At 43.3% G+C, this 16,091-nt stretch carries 15 protein-coding genes; 4 read left to right on the top strand and 11 right to left on the bottom strand.

The features are described from left to right. Positions 1-1,188 precede the first annotated feature (1,188 nt). The 3 genes from ACJJIN_RS06350 to ACJJIN_RS06340 all read left to right on the top strand — a co-directional run bounded on the left by ACJJIN_RS06350 (position 1,189) and on the right by ACJJIN_RS06340 (position 5,127). Positions 1,189-2,613, top strand: a complete 1,425-nt coding sequence (locus tag ACJJIN_RS06350) for a serine hydrolase domain-containing protein (protein WP_444897354.1) — start codon at positions 1,189-1,191, stop codon at positions 2,611-2,613. 600 nt (positions 2,614-3,213) lie between these two features. Further along, positions 3,214-4,203, top strand: coding sequence for a hypothetical protein (locus ACJJIN_RS06345; protein ID WP_444897353.1), 990 nt, complete (start codon positions 3,214-3,216; stop codon positions 4,201-4,203). Between the two features lie 516 nt (positions 4,204-4,719). Then, positions 4,720-5,127: a DUF427 domain-containing protein gene (locus tag ACJJIN_RS06340; protein WP_444897352.1), complete on the top strand. Its 408-nt coding sequence runs from the start codon at positions 4,720-4,722 to the stop codon at positions 5,125-5,127. A gap of 76 nt (positions 5,128-5,203) precedes the next feature. On the opposite strand, the gene ACJJIN_RS06335 is transcribed toward ACJJIN_RS06340, so the two are convergent. From ACJJIN_RS06335 to ACJJIN_RS06310, 6 genes are all read right to left on the bottom strand, one after another. Beyond that, the gene (locus tag ACJJIN_RS06335) at positions 5,204-5,539 is read right to left on the bottom strand and encodes a dihydrofolate reductase family protein (RefSeq protein WP_444897351.1); all 336 of its coding nucleotides are present in this window, start codon (positions 5,537-5,539) and stop codon (positions 5,204-5,206) included. Between the two features lie 24 nt (positions 5,540-5,563). Continuing rightward, positions 5,564-5,755: a dihydrofolate reductase family protein gene (locus tag ACJJIN_RS06330; RefSeq protein ID WP_444897350.1), complete on the bottom strand. Its 192-nt coding sequence runs from the start codon at positions 5,753-5,755 to the stop codon at positions 5,564-5,566. A 164-nt stretch (positions 5,756-5,919) separates the two neighbouring features. After that, positions 5,920-6,402: a VOC family protein gene (locus ACJJIN_RS06325; RefSeq protein ID WP_444897349.1), complete on the bottom strand. Its 483-nt coding sequence runs from the start codon at positions 6,400-6,402 to the stop codon at positions 5,920-5,922. A gap of 229 nt (positions 6,403-6,631) precedes the next feature. Beyond that, positions 6,632-7,282 carry a dihydrofolate reductase family protein gene (locus ACJJIN_RS06320; protein ID WP_444897348.1) on the bottom strand — a complete coding sequence of 217 codons (651 nt, stop codon included), beginning with the start codon at positions 7,280-7,282 and terminating at the stop codon, positions 6,632-6,634. Between the two features lie 105 nt (positions 7,283-7,387). Then, complete coding sequence (locus ACJJIN_RS06315; protein ID WP_444897347.1) at positions 7,388-7,861, bottom strand: SRPBCC family protein; 474 nt, start codon at positions 7,859-7,861, stop codon at positions 7,388-7,390. Positions 7,862-8,066: 205 nt separating this feature from the next. Then, positions 8,067-8,426, bottom strand: coding sequence for an ArsR/SmtB family transcription factor (locus tag ACJJIN_RS06310; protein WP_444897346.1), 360 nt, complete (start codon positions 8,424-8,426; stop codon positions 8,067-8,069). A gap of 288 nt (positions 8,427-8,714) precedes the next feature. On the opposite strand from ACJJIN_RS06310, the gene ACJJIN_RS06305 reads away from it, so the two are divergent. Then, positions 8,715-9,200 (top strand): SRPBCC family protein, encoded by a 486-nt coding sequence (locus ACJJIN_RS06305; RefSeq protein ID WP_444897345.1) that lies wholly within the window; start codon positions 8,715-8,717, stop codon positions 9,198-9,200. Positions 9,201-9,221: 21 nt separating this feature from the next. On the opposite strand, the gene ACJJIN_RS06300 is transcribed toward ACJJIN_RS06305, so the two are convergent. From ACJJIN_RS06300 to ACJJIN_RS06280, 5 genes are all read right to left on the bottom strand, one after another. Continuing rightward, complete coding sequence (locus tag ACJJIN_RS06300) at positions 9,222-10,079, bottom strand: urea transporter (protein ID WP_444897344.1); 858 nt, start codon at positions 10,077-10,079, stop codon at positions 9,222-9,224. Between the two features lie 281 nt (positions 10,080-10,360). Further along, positions 10,361-11,017, bottom strand: a complete 657-nt coding sequence (locus ACJJIN_RS06295; RefSeq protein WP_444897343.1) for a hypothetical protein — start codon at positions 11,015-11,017, stop codon at positions 10,361-10,363. A 262-nt stretch (positions 11,018-11,279) separates the two neighbouring features. Then, a complete protein-coding gene (locus ACJJIN_RS06290; RefSeq protein WP_444897342.1) occupies positions 11,280-14,144 on the bottom strand; it encodes a prolyl oligopeptidase family serine peptidase in 2,865 nt (954 codons plus the stop codon). Positions 14,145-14,156: 12 nt separating this feature from the next. Beyond that, positions 14,157-14,732: a hypothetical protein gene (locus ACJJIN_RS06285; protein ID WP_444897341.1), complete on the bottom strand. Its 576-nt coding sequence runs from the start codon at positions 14,730-14,732 to the stop codon at positions 14,157-14,159. A 567-nt stretch (positions 14,733-15,299) separates the two neighbouring features. Beyond that, on the bottom strand, positions 15,300-16,031 hold the full coding sequence (locus tag ACJJIN_RS06280; protein ID WP_444897340.1) for a hypothetical protein: 732 nt from the start codon (positions 16,029-16,031) through the stop codon (positions 15,300-15,302). Between the last annotated feature and the right edge of the window lie 60 nt (positions 16,032-16,091).

The following is a 16,091-nucleotide window of genomic DNA, read 5'->3' as shown; positions in this document are numbered from 1 at the left end:
ATGAGATTTGTAAACAACGCATTATAATCAACTCTATTGCCCGGCTGCGCGAATTGAAGGCACATGTCTTTCTGGGTCGCGTCATATAAAATCCGACCGGTACGCCCAGGGCACTGGGTATTCACATAGTTTCGCACACGCATCGGTGAACTATTGTTGGCCGCCACTAAGGGATGGTCGGCACCGTTTGGCATCGGAGGTAGGTCCCCATTCTGCCATTTGATAGCGCGCCACAGAGTGTCTTCCACAAAACTCTGTGGCCTTGGCGCACGGAGATCAAATCCTGACACTGCGATCTCGGTACAGTGAGCGGCGCAAGAATTACCGTTCTGACTCGGTAAAGTTTTAAGATTCAACATCAAAATTTCCTTTTTCGTTGTGCTTGACAGTGAGAGTAGTGAGTCCAATGTACCAATTTGATAGGCAGTAATATATAAAATGGAGTGAAAAATAAGATTACGAGTTATTACGTAACCAGCAGTAAAACCGCGTACTTCCCTTTCCTGATTTAAGGGCCATTTTTTCAATGCCACTTTCAAAGGACTTCGAGACTGAAGCAGCTCTGTCTGAGTAGCAACACAGAGATATAAGTTCTTAAATCAATCGCTATAGCAGTTCTACGGTCGTTAGTAACCATAGAGATTTTTATTAATAAAAAAGGGTAATGTTTTAGTCAGCGTTTTATCCTCCACATCCTTGGCATAATCGTATAAATTTAATAATGCCGTTAGGAAGGGCTATAGATGTTTGGTGTGGCCTCATACACTCCAAACTATTTTTTTATTTATAGATAATGCAGAAGACGGGCCCTTAACTTTTCGGGCCATCCTAATCTTCCATCTACGACAGTTACCAGCTGGAGAATAGCCTCATAAGGACGAGGTTTTCTGGAGTGTAAACTCGCTTTACTAGTGTAAAAAGCTCGGTTATCCCCTGAGCCTCTTTATTCAGCATCACAGGTTATTGGCAGTAGATCTTTTTGAGAATCTAACTGTTCTAACTTTACTGGTTGCTCCACCAGCTCCACCAGCTCCATAGTTCTGCTTATCCTCCATTAGGCTCCGTTTGCCCTAAATGCGTTTATCTCTGTTAGTGATCAGCGTATCTATCACAGGAACTTATATGCCTTTCTGATAGTCAAATTTTGCCAACTGAATTCTGGAAAGTTATTGATAGGTTCTGATTGCCATGGAACGACGTGATTTCACAAAATTATTTCTTGGAGCTACCTCTATATTTGCTGTCCCTCGACCACTCATCGCTTTAGATGCTTTATCAAGTCAACCGGTGAATGATGATGATGATTTTCAACGTCTGATTCGCCATCGTATTCTTAAGCAACACGCGGCACATGCAGCAGTTGCAGGTACCCTAAATTTTTCTGATCGTAAAATTTTTACTGTCCGAGTGCCTGAAGCCAAGGATACTTATCAACTAGGGGACGATACGATTTTTGAAATTGCGTCGTTAACTAAGATATTTACGGCCTTGCTATTGGCTGTTGAAGTTGTACATAAGAGAGTGCAACTCGATGATCCTCTCCAGGATTACGTACCAGCCGGTGTAAAAGCTCCAACTTTTGAAGGGCAACAAATCACTCTCGCCGACCTGGCTACCCATGGTGCTTCTCTTCCTCTAAGACCAAATAATCTTGCTGCATCGGCGCCCGATGCGCCCAATAAGTACGCTGGTTACTCCTTTGAGCAGCTCTATAGTGGCTTGCCAAGCTATCATCTGAAAGCTAGCCCGGGTACTCAATTCAGCTATTCAAACCTGGCTTTTGGGCTCTTAGGTCAAGGACTTGCTTTGAAGGAAGGCCGCTCTTTTGCAACGATATTGCGAGAGCGTGTGACGGGACCTTTAGGGCTAAGTGATACCACTTTAGAGGATGATCCCAAGAAGTCTGCTCGGCGAGCTCAAGGCCATGACTTCTATCTCAGCCCGATCGGCCCAACAAGCGATGGGGTGCTCTCGCCGGCTGGCGGTTTACGATCTACAGCCAGCGACCTCCTCACACTTCTCGACTTGTTTATCAACGGTCGAGGCCCTAAGGATTTGGTTGCAGCATCGCGGCTAATGCTGTCAATTGATAGGCCGGGAGGCAGTGAAATCACTCGTATGGCCCTGGGTTGGCGCAGGACAACCACCAATGGAGAGACTTACTATTGGTCCAATGGCAGCAGTGATGGATCGCGTACATTTATGGGTTTTAACCCAGCGCGGAGAGCGGGTGTTGTTGCCTTGGCAGATACTGCCAGCGGTGAAGGTCTGGATGATATTGGCCATCACTTCTTGAACCCCGAGCAGACGGTATCTACTAAGATTGTCCCTATCCCAGATTTCATCACTTTACCAGAGGAGGTGCTTTTGAGAGGTGTCGGGCGCTATGGGCACGGAACAGATGATATTGTCGAAATCAGCCGCGGCTATACAGGTCTTATAGTTTCAGCGGAATATGGAGAGTTCGTAATTCGACCGCAATCGTCCACAATCTATGCATCGAAGATGGTTCCAGGGTTGACTATTGAGTTTGAGGAGGCCAATAAGAGCCCTGCCCGCTCGTTTACTCTTCGTCAAGGCGGAAAAGCTTATTCCTATAAACGACTGCCCTAGTTTGAATAGTTGGTTAATTACTACTGGGGTGGAAGGAAAGAATACACCGCACTCGAGACACGCTGTGAATACATCCCTGTAAGCTCCTAATCGGCATCCATTCCTCATAGGGTCCCATGCGCGGTGTATTTTTCCCTTCTCCCTTTTTAGTAAGTGCAGCCTAGGGGGATATTGGACGAAACAGTTTTAACTTATTGATAAATTGAGATTTTTTATGTCTATCAGGCCATTGATGCAAATTGATTTATTAATACCACATCTTAATTGGGCTGGATTAGGCAGGGTTTCGTAGTGGCCGACGCTCAGTAATTACTAGCCGAGTTAAAAATCAGCAAAAATCAGTTAAAGTGACTCAAAATACTGCGAACTACCCCAATCCCTCCACAATATTAATCTATGAGTAATCTCCAGAAGAATTATTGCAAGACACTTTAATTCGAGGTGGATTGTTAAGAAGTGCTATTCCTGAATAATTTCAAGAATATTAATGTACAGTCGTGCTAGGTAATATTATATATTCTATTTTGCTCTGGTTTGGCATCAGAGCAAAAACAGTGAATTCCATCGCTGAAAGTAGCAGGAAAAGGCAGGAGAATAATTATGACAAAAATAGTGAGCCGCAGCATCAACCGGGAAGTGAGTTTTACCGTGTTGGTAGAGGATAATTCGCCGATACTTTTTCAAACGAAGGTCAAAAAATCACTCGAAAACTGGCTGGATGAAGCACAAACTATCTTAAAACGAGCGATAGATATGTGCACTGTAGCGATTACATACCCTGATAAGGTTCCTGATAAGTTTAAAAATTTAGTCTCCTACTACTTCGGCCTTCCTATGGATTGCCCGCCACAAAGATATTCAAATTGCGTAAATGCGATACTCCAAAAACTCAGTAAAACCCAGATAGGCTTGAGTGGTGATGTGGAGTGTGCGGATGTAAAAATGATGCCCACCTTGTGTAAGGTTCAATGCTCTACCATATCGACGATAGGATATCCATTTGGTATTGAGGACCCTTCGAAAAATGCGGCCGGGTTTGTGTTTGTGCCCTTTACGGAAAGTTGGGGCAGATCAATTTCAAACTTCTGTAAGTTGTCATGGGCTGGTGGAGGGCAACTTAAGGGGGGGAGTTTTATGAAGCCCAATCAAAACCCTATCTGCTTGAGTTTTAGTAAAATTTGGGAGAAAGGTGAGGTATTCTGCATTGTTACTCTGATCCATGAAGGAACACATAAATATGCGCAAACCGTGGATCATAAATATTTCAATGATGAAGGCATCGCGGATAAATTGGATAAAGCTATCAGTGAAGGTGGCGCTATATGGATGAAGTTCCATCAGGACAATGGTAAAACCCATGAACAAGCATTCAAGCTTGTTGTACAGCAGGCATTCAATCAGTTACGCGGACAAGATGCAGCGGCAACTCTTATGGCAGAGCTCACTGAGGTGAAAGCTGTGGAAAATGCGGACTCAGTGGCATGGTTTGCGTATGACGTAGCACAATTACCCTCTGAGCAGGAAGTTGGGAGAGTTATAACAGGAATGGTAGGTAAACGAAAAGTACACCCAAGCCTACTTAATCATTAAAGGAAAACCCAGGGGGCAGTCGAATTAATAGAGACGATTACGTTTCCTGCAATTTGGGGTCCTATCTCGAAATCAGAGAACTGTCCCCAGGGCCCAAGGATTTCTATATTTGGGGTGTAGATGCTCGGGCCAATGCGTGAGTGGTGAAGGATTGGTTGATACTGGTCACCACTTCCCGTACCCCGAGTACACGGTAACAATTTACACTGTTACTACCTAGGATTTTATCGCTGGAATTGGAGAGGTACTTTAGGGACTTGGCTAACGCGTGCGATGCAGTTGTTACCATCAAAATCAGTCGTGACCATGCCAACCCTATTGTTTCAACGGGATCTGGAAAGTTCGTAATTCGGCGGCAATCGTCCACAATTTATGCATCGAAGGTCGTATCAGCGCTAACTATTGAGTCCAAGTGAGGGGACATGAAGGCTCGCTGTTCGCTTACTCTTATAAGTGTGTATCTCTATTTGGATAAATGCGGCCCGCTAATCGCTAATACCTTGAAAGGAAAGATCAATGCCCTATCCAGAAGTTACGATGTCTAGTAACACAATCCACAACCCGAAAGAACCCCGACACCTTATGCGCGCCAAGATTGTGCCTAGGACAGTGCGTGTGCGTCGTGGTGGCAAGGTGATTGCCGAGAGTAGTAATGCTTTGAGAGTTACAGAACTCGCAAAAGATATGCTCGACCCCGTATTCTATTTCCCAAAAGAAGATGTTCTCGCTCCCCTCTCCCTTATAGAGGGAAAGACAAGCTATTGCCCACTTAAAGGAGATGCCAGCTACTTCTCAATCGATGATAGCGGAGAAGCTATTGCATGGGCCTATGAAGCTGCTTTTGACTTTGCCGGGGTGATCAACGGGCGTATTGCCTTCTATCCAGATCAAGTGGCAATCGAAGAGGTTGGAACTTCATCATGACCCTCTTCCCATAGACTCTTTTAGGTTAATGATACAAACCATGCCTAGAAGCTGGCTGCAATAACGCTCCGCCCTTTTATAGACACTTGTAGCGAAGGACTACTCCGCCCGTTTCAAGGGTATCTACCCGCATCAACTTAAAATTTTTCTGGATACCGTCAGGTTTGAAGAGAGGTGAGCCAGCTCCTAGTACGATAGGTGCTAGGCATATCCGGTACTCGTCTACTAGACCTTCTCTGAGCAGAGTAGCTACAAGATTCGAACTACCAAATACGAAGATATCCCTCTTTCCATTCTCTTTTTTGAGCACGCGAACATGTTCGGCCGCCTCGCCTTTCAGTAGACGAGTATTTGACCAATTGGCGGTTTCTAGCGTGCGAGAGATGACGGCTTTTTCAAGCGAGTTCATCATGTCCGCAATCGCCCCAGTTTCGTTTTACCAATAATCGGCCATCCCCTTATAGGTGCGACATCCGAATAGCAAGGTGCCGATTTCATCACCCTGTCGAAGAGAGAAGGCTTCTAATTCGTCACCCCACACTGTTGCGTGATGGTCCAATGACCATGGGGCGGTACCTTCAAAGCAGCCGTCCAATGACATCACATTCCAAACCACTAACCGTCTCAAAATCTGATCCTCATATATTTGTCTCTTGCATTGTCTGTTGGGACTGAGCTTGGTGAGGGCAGTGTCACTCAGCTTGTTAGGGCCTTGCGCTAGTAGCTCTGGGTTTATGAGGCGGTTTGGCCATGCGTAGTTTAAATACTCTTTCGCGATATCTCTTTGTTACTTCAAACCGAATTCGTAGCAGCTTGAATTGTCGCAATATCGATCTTTCTCATGGCCATCATCGCGGTAAAGGCGCGTTTTGCCTTGCTACGGTCGGGGTTCGTTGTAAGATCGAGTAGCAGCTTTGGCGTAATTTGCCACGAATGGCCCCAGCGATCCTTACACCAGCCGCAGGCGCTCTCTTGCCCACCGTTATCAACAATCGCATCCCAGTAACGGTCAGTTTCTTCCTGGTTTTCGGTAACAACCATGAAACTGACCGATTCATTCGGAGTAAAATTTGGGCCGCCATTCAGACCTATAAACTTGCGCCCGAGGACAGTCAATTCAACGGTTAGCTCATTGCCCTCATGGCCGCCGGGGTAGTCAGCGGCAGCCGCATTAACACGGTCGACATGACTGTTGGGAAAAGTTGCTGCGTAGAATTCCGCCGCTTTCTTTGCTTCGCCGTAGTCGAACCAAAGACAGGTAACGATTTCTGTCATTTTGATATCTCCCTGGGATTTAAACGGGTCGAATATTTACTCTGCTGAAAGGCTCTGGCATTGATAGTTATGTCGGGACATCTGGTGGGCGTTCCAGATCTGATCTTACTGCCGAGCGTATCGGCATAATGTGCGCAGCTTCCTTGAATACCAAGTCAGTGATGGGCTCCATAACTTTCGAGTTCCTATCTCTGCTTATCTATTCCAAATTGCGCTTATACTGCCGGCCCTACTCTCGTTGCAGGGAGAAATCTCCAGTCGTGATACTTCCGCCTCGAACATAGGTCACACAAATTACACCGCTATCTGTCGTCATGGCTTGCTGTACATGGAACGCTGTAGGGATCACACCTGAACCGAAAAGGCGTTTTCCGTTACCCAGGACCAAAGGAAAAATCAGTAATTTAAACTGATCAATTAAGTCCGCTTTGAGTAGAGTTTGAATAAAGTCAGCACTGCCTGGAACCAACAAATCTGGGCCATTGCTAGCCTTGATTGCACGAAGCCTCGAGATTGGGTCATCCCCCAGCCACTCGCTGCCTTCCCAGGTAAACTCAGGTTTCGTGCGAGAAGCCACGTATCGTGTTGTACCGTCGATTTTTTTGGCCAGCTGGATTTCACTTTCATCAACACCCTCAGGCGGAGGGTCAGCAGCAACTTTTGGCCAATGTGCAGCGAAAATATTGTGAGTCCGATGGCCAAGTAGTAACTCAAATGGCGCTGCGAACACATTGCCCATGAATTCACCAACACCTTTATCAAAATAGGAAGCTACCCATCCACCAAGCTCAAAGCCCCCTGAAGAGTCCTCTTCAGGGCCGCCAGGGGCCTGCATCACACCATCCAGGCTAATAAACGTGTTTACAATTATTTTCCGCACAAGTTCTTCCCTGTTGGTTCTATTGGCCCAAATGATGCTGCGGGTTGTACTTGGACTGTTACTCAATGGCTATTGAAGCCCGAAGAGAAGCAATATTGCCCTTTTCTATTCGGCTTCTACTTTTCTTGCTTCCATGTATGCAGTCAGATTAGAAAGAGCGCGCTGCCACCCATTGCGAGTTCCCTCGATTATTCCCGAGCCGACCAGGGAGGCGATTTGTATCGTTACCTTGAGTTCTGTCACGCTTTCACTATTGCCGATCTCCACGCTAATCAAAGAGATACTCAGTGGAGAGCCATCCGTAGTTACACGTTCGGTGAACAGAAGCCGATGTGGCCTTCTGATTTCGTAATAGTGTGTTTCAACCCTGAATCGCAGATCGTTACTTTGACCGCATCGATGTATGTCAATGCCTCCTTCGCGAAAGTCATTTTCGAGAAATTCAATTGTTTCATCTTCAGAAGGAGGCCCCCATATCGAGCGGGCTTGCGGGTCTTCCCATGCGGAAAATACCCGCTCTCTCGGTGCTTTGATCGTTCTACTGATCGATATGGTGTCGTAGGATAAATCTTGGCTCATGCGAATCCCTCTGCGATGTTTGCAAAGCGTGAACAGCCGAGTGCAAAAAATAACATAGTTAGCTTTTTGGATAACTATAGTTAACAGTAATTGTTAGGTCAATGGATAACCCGCGAAAGGCTCCGCGCGGTTAAAGCTTCAGTGCTAGGTGGGGTGGAGGGAGAGAAATTGGTTTACGCCTATGGGATCCGTACTGTTCGGGCATTTACCCCTTTTGTACTAAGTCATCCTGCTCTTCTGCATCGAGCGTTTCGACATAGCTCGCCATCCGAGCCATCCGGCCTTCCCATATAGCCGTTTGTGTATTGATCCAGTTTTGTGCCGCTGTCAGTTGCTTGGGTTTTATCTCACAGGTTCGCACGCGACCGGTTTTCTTGGAGTGAATCAAGCCCGCATCCTCCAGCACACCAATATGCTTCATGAACGAAGGGAGTGCCATCTCAAATGGTTCTGCGAGCTCGGTGACCGACGCTGGTCCGCTTATCAAATGCTGAATGACAGCGCGTCGTGTTGGATCAGCCAGAGCTTGGAAAACAGTATTCAGGTTGTCGTGATTTTCTTCCATCTGAATAAGTATATCGGTGAAAAATTGTTAGGCAATGGCTACTGGGTGTAGCTACGTATTAAAAGCAGCTTAAGGTTACTTGGAAACTGCTTATTCAGTCATTCGATTAGCCTTGCCACCTCAACGACAATGGATATGCTCTAGAGCGTCTGCAAGCGCTGGTTTGGCTCCCTACTATGATCATAGAATCAGGTGGAGTCGATTAAATGGTGTTATAGGACAAAGATAAAATGTTTCAGTGTTAACAGGCTGCTGGAACCCCCTTACTTAAAAGAATAAGGTGCAACAGTGATCGATTTTACATATCAAAAGGATGTTCGAACCGAACCGATCTCTTATACAGTCCGGGCAGTGCCAGAGAAGGTCTTTGATGCCTGGATCATACCCAACATGGTTGAAAAATGGTGGGGGCCTGACGATTTCACGACACGTGTACTCAACCTCACCGCCAAGGTTGGTGGGTGCTTTGCTTTTGAGATGACTGCTCCAAACGGCAGTTCCTGCATTATGTCTGGTGTGTATCGCAGCGTTGACAGGCCAAAGCGATTAGTTTTTGAAGTCCACGAGCATTGCAATCTTAATCTGCCAAACAGCACCGAGCCGCAAGAGAATGCATCTTTGGTCGAAGTTGTTTTCAGAGGCAGTGAGCTTGGTACCATCGTTACTCTGACACATACGCTTCTCAACACTGACTATGCAAAACTGGCAAAAGTCAGTTGGACTCAATCAATTCGTCAAATGGAAGCTGTACTTACCGAATCTTTCACGAGCTAGTGTTTTCTCTAATGGACTGGATTAATGAGTTAATGTAAGTTTTCTTTGGATCAACAATATAATCCAGCTAGCGATAACAAATGGTGCGGTTAATACAATAATATCAGCGCTCATAAAAGCCATTGCGATTGGAACGGTTAATATGCTCCCTGCAATTGGGGCTAGCCATCGCTTACAACCATTTGATAATGCAATAGCGCTCAAAGATGCATTGTAACCGAAGAGCCCGGCAAGAATTAAGTTTGGCGGCATAGTTAAGAACATCGCCACCAATGTGGTAAGTGTCCCACCAATTATGCTCCAAAGCGCATGAGATTTGTTCGATATAAGAATCCCAATTAAAAATAAGATGCCGCTAATAGCATTATCTTGAAAAATAATTTGGCCTATACCATCCATTATCCCCCAGGTTGAAATGTTTTCACTCATGGATATTGTAGCTGGTGCTAGATCCAGGTCAGGAGCCAATATCCATACACCCCATATCACTATAATGTATGGTGCAGTATAAGGCGGAAGGAAAAAATTGAGCATTAGGAAGCGTATGATCAAGACCGTAAGGATGCTTCCGATAATAGTTAAGCAGACAGTAAGCGGAGATGGGGCATATAATAAGAACATAACTATGCCGATCAAAGCTCCATTGTATCCAAATAGACCCTCTTCAATTTCTTTATTAGGATAATGTAAAATGCCTGCACAAGAAGTTGCGATAATAACACCAAGTATGGCCCCAACAGCCATGGTAACTGAGTTGACTGCTATTCCGAGTAAGAATAGAAAACCACTTACGGCATTCTTTTGAAGGATGACTTGGCCAATTCCCCTGAGGAGACTGACAAGTAGGTATCTTGCTTTCGAGCGTAGAGTGTAAGGCATAGGTGGCTATGGGTGCTTTCTTTCGAAGGTACTTTGGAAATACCCACCCAATTTCTTGATACTAACCCATAGTCTGAGTGCTCTTTAGTAGTTTGAAGTGATTCACAAGAAACTACTACCCGACAAAGATAGGTGCTATATCAGGAGGGACAATATACTAACTTCTTAACCTGATATAATCAGTGATTTATTCGAGCTAGTAGAGAGAGGGCAGGACGCTAATTGTTGGCACTAGCTCGGTATTTCTAGAGCGCCTCCCCTTACTTGCTCTATATTTGGAACTAATTGTGGCTGAGCTCGGTCCATCCATGGGCACCTAGACGTACCTTTAACGTGTTAGGGTCATATGTCCGCTTTAAATGGTCAGGCCCAACTGGAAAAACAGAAATATCTCCAGCTTTCGTATTTTCACGCAAGTTTTTTACCATCGTCGCATTTATCTGTGGATTGTTATAGCGATTAGGATTAGCTGGCATATCCTCAGCTGGATAGCGAGTTGAAGAAATGATCATCATGCCCACCTGCCTATTGTACAGCTGGTGAGAGATAGACCCTTGAGCGTCTGGCAAAAAATCAAAAATGGACTGGCTCTGTGGCTTACTTTGAATGGAAGTGCCCCATCCAACATTCGATATCAAGGTACCGTTGTATCTGACGGGTTCTTCAACCGCGATCTTCACTTTTGGGATCGCCATGACATATTTCGCAATGGAGGCAGCCCCACTCTGAACCTCTTCATCCTCGCTGGAGTGACGCTCCGGAAGAATGATAATGACGCCACCAGTTTGCTCCTTTACAAAAACCTGTGCATCGGGTATCTGAGCATCACGAGTTGCGGTACTCAAGCTGTCTTTATTGACAGCGCGACTGTAACTTTCAAATGCTTTCAATACAAGGCTGATTTCTTTAGCCTTTGGTAATTCATTGACACTATTCATATCAATTTCCATATGATAGTAAATTTAGAGTGGTACTATTGCTAAATACTATAATTGTACTTATTTTTTATCAACACCTAGAAGTATGGCCTATCAACTAATTTATTCTTAATTATTTAATTAGTGAGGTCGGCGCTATCATTCAATCTATGAATGCCTCGAATCTGGAACTAATGAATTAGTTGCCAGGTTGTAAAGCTGTATGGTTGGTTCAGAGCTTTGACCACCCTGCCCTTCTATAAACGGATATCGGGCAGGCATATTAGGGCTCAGGATAATAAGTTTGAAAAGTCTTTTTAAATAATTGTTTTCCGTCAATATTAAAAGCCTCGGCTATCCATTCTCCTTCGACCATCTCGTAATCATGTTCCAGTACATAATAATACCCTGATTTTTGATTTAGCTTAGGAAAGAACATAATTTGGATCGAGTTAGTTATCTTGCCGGAAGGTGTAGATAAATCAGGGGTGGTCCATTTTATCCGCGCAACAGCATATGCATCTTGATCCTCCTTTAAACTTGAACGGAGAATATAATTAACACCGAAACGCATATTCTTTCGAATTGGAATGCGATTCGTAGTCTTTTTTATGGGATATGGGGGCTCTCCTTCATAAAATTCACCAAACTCAATAGATGCAACCTCTGGGTATAGTTGATCAAAGCCGATACTTTTATAGTATTGACCTATCCTTTCAATCTGATCTTTTGAGAAAGAAACTCTATCCATAACCTCCGCCATAATCTGTTGCTGTTTGTTCCAGATTTCTTTTTCAAGAAAATCAAGCCGCTTTTTTGGTAGACTTTTGTTGCTCCAGTCTTTTTTTGAAAATATCTTTTCAATACAGGCATCTAGATTCTTTTTTACCCCCTCACCTAAACACTGATATTTAGCCATATCCAAGTAGGCTAGATGAGAGCCTGATGATTCTGCTTTCTCAAATAGCTCGTAAACTTCTTCCTTAGTTTTTCCTGAAACGACTCCCTCATCATAAAGCTTCGCTAAAGCATAAGTGGCCTTTTCATTTCCTTGCCTAGCCGCTTTTCGAAACCAATAGTTGGCTCTTTCAGGATCCAACTTGGTATTCAAATAATGATCCCCAAGTTTGTACTGAGACTCATTGTGCCCCAGCTGAGCCGATTTCTTAAGATAAGCCAAGGCCTTATTGCTATCTGGAGATGTCCAGGTGCCCTGGCGGTATGAATTGCTTAAAAACAATAAATCATTTGCTAGAATGTCCGCAGTTTTCTTGTCTTTGTCTTTAATGGAGAGTTTTCGGCGGAGAAAATCATCAATATAAGCATATTGGTGATATTCGCCATTCCAAGTAGAATGTCCATGCCCTACGCTATTATAGGCAATAAATTCAATGTCTGATTTCAATTTTTGCATTAAATAGCGCATTCTATTAGCTTGTTCAAAACCTGATATATCGTCTTCTTTGCCTGCAACAATCAAAGTAGGAACGCTTATCCGGTCAGCTAGGCGAAATGGTGAATTCCTTGCCAAGGATTCATTCATTCCTCCAACAGTCCTAGAAACTGACTCCAGATAGCGTTCCTGCATTTTCAAGTTGCTGGTATTAAAAAGCAAAGGTAAATCATAAACACCGTACATAGAAATAACACAGTCATATTCTTCAGGCCGCTTGATCGCCAACATCATCGAAGAATAACCGCCGTAACTTGTACCAATAGTGCAGGTTTTCTGAAAACTATATTCCTGCTTGACTTCCGCAACAGCAGACATAATATCATCTTCGATAAGTCCTCCCCACTGACCGACAGCTTCTTTATTGAATGTTTTCCCAAACCCAATGGATCCACGGAAATTTACTTGAAGAATTGTGTAGCCGCGGTTAGCGAGAAACTGAACTTCTGGATTATAAGATTGATATTCGCGAACACCAATTGGCCCCCCATGAGGGTGCACTAATAAAACACCATTACTATGTTTCGGAGTCGTGATGATGGATTCTATTATTTTGTTATCACTTGAGCGCGATGCTAATGAAAAAGAAGGAGCTAAGTCCTTACCATCAAATTCCGGATGCAATTGATAAAGATGTTTTGCTTCCAAATTCTTAGTGTCAAACAGATAGTAAGATCCAGGGTCATTGGAAGCAAACACGTACGCTAAGCTTTTATTGCGCTCCGGAACCCTATCAATAACTGCAATTTGCTTCCCAGGGAGTGCCTTATTAAATTTATTTTGTACATCCTTGTGCGCAGACTGAAAATATTCGGTCACCAGCCTTCCATGGTCAAAAAATGATACTGACGATAAATTGTTGTCTTTATCAAATAAAGCATCAGTGAGATCATATCTTGGGTGCTGATATAGGATATCTAAAAATTCATTATCTTTGATGTCATACTTGTAAAGGGATATTTTATCTGAGACTGCATTACTCAATACAGCCAATACTCCTTCTTCAAAATAACCCACTGGCCGAAATATTTCAGATAGGTTGGTAGAGGAGTAAAGTTTGCTCCATTTCTTCTCCCCCTCTGGAAGGTACCATGTTATTATTAAGTCATCCTCTAAAGTTGTAGCTATCAAAGCACTCCTAGCAGCATCCCACGAATAGTTAATTACATTTTTTAGAGGCTTCTTAAACAATGTGGCTTTAGATAGCTTTCCATGTGCAAGTTGCTGAGTTGATGCAATATGTACCTGATAATAATTGCCCGTTTTCTTTGAAAAAAGTAATTTGTTTTTTTGCTTCACAAGTGGGTCAACCAAAGCCCCCCTTTCTTTAATATATAGAATGTTAAAGTCGGGATTTAAGCTTGAAAAATCGAAATAAATAAATCCATGCTTCGACTCTTTTATGGATTTATTAAAATATTTAAAGTATACTGTTGACTCATCAATCCAATGATAATCGTTAAGGATTAACTGGTCGGCATCAAATAGTAGTATTGGATGTTCTTCATTTTCCTCTGTATCCACCAGTGCTAGATAATTTTTGGTCTTATTCATATGACCCATAAGGTACCGTGCATTAGGCCCTAACTTTAAGGAAAGCACTTCTGGATTTCGGAAAAATAAATTAGCAGGCAAAGTTTCTGCAATATTGATAGAAGAGAATCCAATTAGAAGTGCTAATAGAAGAAAGTGCACCCTCATAATCCATTACTTCCTTTGTGTTTGTGCGACAACATTAAAGAAATCATCTTTTCCTGGGCCAGCATATTGGATATCTTTAGTTTCTATTAGTTCTGAAAAATTTTCTTCGAGAAATTCTAATGCTTCGGTAGAACGATTTTCAAGCTCTATATGAGCCCGTAACTTGAAGAGGTTTTGATCTACTGCCCGTAACTTGAAGAGGTTTTGATCTACTGTCAGGTGACCAGCATAGCTAATCACATCTGGATTAATCTGAAAAGACCAATACTCCTCCTCCAACTCATACGAATAAAGATAATTTAGATAGATTTTATCAAATCTGTATTTGCCGGCCGGAGCTTTAAATAGGATATAGTTACTGCCCGGATGGAGGTTTTCTCTGGAGAGAAAAAAATATTTAGCTCCCTTTATTTTAATCTTATCTAAACTAAAGTTGGTGTCTATCGCAACCAAAAGAAAACCTTCATCAATCTTCAGGTTGTTTTTCTGACCATCAACAATAGGCTTTACTGCAGTAATGCAGCCACTAAGTTGAAGTGGCAACCATATACATACAATCAATATAAAATTATTTATTTTCATGTAAGACCTATTTTTATACCTATCTTCAACTCTCATCCTTGAATATTTTTTGGTAACTTGGCCTATCTCTGGATTACTAAGCGCATATAAATCTCTATCTAGAATTATTGATCTGGAGTGGTAGACACCGAGTGCACAGAAAAACGAGGCTGCATTGTCGAAGCCATGGCAGGCTCCCTTAAGCGACTTGATGCCACTAAAACACTGGTTGTACCTCAGCAGAAACTTTGAAAGTCGCTTTATAGGCTTTGCCGGTTCAGGAGAGGCTTGCTCTACAAGCTTATACCCAGATCAATAAGCGATGGGTAGGCAGCATAGGCGACTGTCGGTGCTTCCTTTGCACTACTGCCCTGCTAATTCTCCCCCTTTTTCAGGATACTATTTCTTCCGACTTTATCCAACCCTGTCATCTTACAACTCAAGGATAATTTCTCAGCATTTAACCTTGCGTTTGTACCAAATCAGGCTGTAATACCCGCTAGAACAGACGCTAGCTAAACTGCTACTACACTTCGCTAATCTATGGTTGTCCTGAATTACTTGATCGGGTGGGGGCCTCTTGTTTTGTTAGATATTTAAGAAGTAGTGCAAGGCTTCATCAAACTGAGAAAGCTCAACACTCAAGTCTTTCAGCATGTAGTCATCCATCCAAGCCGGATTGTATGTTGTCTCAAATGACAGCCCAACATCATCAACTTTTACATCGATAAACTTGCAGGTCGCATGCAAGCCACTTTTCGCTGACTTCGTGTAGGACTCACCAATAATTCCCTTTTTGAGCTTTAAAAAATTCGACTCTAGATCAGCGTTAACCTTAAATCGCTTTTCAATGAGTTCATCATCTTTAGATTTGGCGACAAAGGCCTGATCGCCTTTTACAGCGACAAAGAGCCCTTCAAAATATCCATAATCTGCCATACCTAACCGGACAAGAATATAGGCATCGGCATCCCCATATTCATGAAGAAAATCTCTAAATGCCTGCTGGAGACCGTTAGAAGGAAAGTCTTTCCACTGATTCCTGCACTCATAAAAGACGCTATTCTTTACGGAATCTCCGTAACTGCCCTCACAGGCGCTAAGGAAAAACAACGAAAGAAAAAATGTAAGCCAGTTAGCGGTAATCCTGCTATCCATAATTAATACCAATGCTGTTGAGGGGGAATCGTCATCGGGTAAGGATGAAAATTCAAAATTCTGGATATCCATAAAAGTCATCGATTTATGTGTCAGAAATATTGACATAGCAGATACTACAAGATTAAATACTGTATAAATATACATGCCACCAAAGATCAATGCCCTTACCTCGTAGCACGCAAGTCTCGTTAGACACTACCCCCTACTACCATTGCGTCT

It is taken from the genome of Microbulbifer maximicatervae (SeqCode) (genome assembly GCF_052467505.1).
This window is presented reverse-complemented; position numbering and strand designations above follow the sequence as displayed.

Bases quoted from the DNA above. Each gene is read 5' to 3' on its own strand.
- ACJJIN_RS06350 (WP_444897354.1), top strand. From the start codon at position 1,189: ATGGAACGACGTGATTTCACAAAATTATTTCTTGGAGCTACCTCTATA.
- ACJJIN_RS06345 (WP_444897353.1), top strand. From the start codon at position 3,214: ATGACAAAAATAGTGAGCCGCAGCATCAACCGGGAAGTGAGTTTTACC.
- ACJJIN_RS06340 (WP_444897352.1), top strand. From the start codon at position 4,720: ATGCCCTATCCAGAAGTTACGATGTCTAGTAACACAATCCACAACCCG.
- ACJJIN_RS06335 (WP_444897351.1), bottom strand. From the start codon at position 5,539: ATGATGAACTCGCTTGAAAAAGCCGTCATCTCTCGCACGCTAGAAACC.
- ACJJIN_RS06325 (WP_444897349.1), bottom strand. From the start codon at position 6,402: ATGACAGAAATCGTTACCTGTCTTTGGTTCGACTACGGCGAAGCAAAG.
- ACJJIN_RS06315 (WP_444897347.1), bottom strand. From the start codon at position 7,861: ATGAGCCAAGATTTATCCTACGACACCATATCGATCAGTAGAACGATC.
- ACJJIN_RS06310 (WP_444897346.1), bottom strand. From the start codon at position 8,426: ATGGAAGAAAATCACGACAACCTGAATACTGTTTTCCAAGCTCTGGCT.
- ACJJIN_RS06300 (WP_444897344.1), bottom strand. From the start codon at position 10,079: ATGCCTTACACTCTACGCTCGAAAGCAAGATACCTACTTGTCAGTCTC.
- ACJJIN_RS06295 (WP_444897343.1), bottom strand. From the start codon at position 11,017: ATGAATAGTGTCAATGAATTACCAAAGGCTAAAGAAATCAGCCTTGTA.
- ACJJIN_RS06285 (WP_444897341.1), bottom strand. From the start codon at position 14,732: ATGAAAATAAATAATTTTATATTGATTGTATGTATATGGTTGCCACTT.